The organism is Serratia oryzae (assembly GCF_001976145.1).
Classification (GTDB): Bacteria; Pseudomonadota; Gammaproteobacteria; order Enterobacterales; family Enterobacteriaceae; genus Chania; species Chania oryzae.
Map to the genome: position 1 here is coordinate 1 of NZ_MOXD01000054.1, position 882 is coordinate 882.

Genomic DNA, 882 nt, shown 5'->3' on the forward strand with positions numbered 1-882 from the left:
TCCGTGACCAGGCCAACCAGAAACAAGATGTGGCTGAACTCAGCAGAGATACCGAGAACGCCAACGGCAGTATCGGGCCAATTTTTGACAAAGAGAAAGAACAGAATCGGCTTAAGCAGGCGCAACTGATAGGTGAAATCGGTGGTCAGGCGATGGATATCATCCGCACACAGGGAGATATCAACGGGCTGAATGCCGCGCGAGAAGCGTACATCAAGGCGGGCGGCAAGCCGTTGGCGGAAAACGCCTCTGTGGCGGATAAAGAAGCCTACGCCGCGATGCTGCGAGAGTCGCCGACCTACAAAGCGGAGATGCAGAAATACGGCACCGGCAGCGACTTGCAGAAAGCGGCACAAGCTGTCACTGCGGCATTGCAGGGCTTGGCCGGTGGCAATATGGCCGCCGCCATTGCCGGTGGATTAAGCCCGTATGCGGCAGAGCAAATCAAGAAATATACCGGGGATAATGATACCGCCAACGTGCTGGCGCACGCTGTGTGGGGCGCGATAGCGGCAGAAATGAGCGGCAACTCGGCGGCGGCTGGGGCAGCGGGTGCAGCCGGTGGCGAACTGGCGGCGCGTTATCTGGCGGGGCAGTTGTACGGGGCAGATACTGATGAGAAAATCGCCAAGCTGAGTGAAGAGCAGAAGCAGAATATCAGTGCGCTCTCCACCTTAGCGGCCGGGCTGGCGGGTGGTGTGACCGGCGATAGCAGCGCTAATGCTCTGGCGGGTGCACAAGCGGGTAAAAATGCGGTGGAGAATAACTATCTGAGCAGCACGGAGAAGAGCCGCCAGACATATCTCAACAACAAACAGAACCTGACACCAGAAGAACAGAAAGATAAGGAGGCGTTAAATCGCAAGGATCTGGAAAGTGATC

Annotated in this window: 1 protein-coding gene; it reads left to right on the forward strand. The window is 56.9% G+C overall.

Features of this window, described 5'->3' with window-relative positions:
- Nucleotides 1-882: VENN motif pre-toxin domain-containing protein (locus BMI79_RS22850; RefSeq protein WP_167370531.1), on the forward strand; the 882-nt coding region annotated here is incomplete at both ends.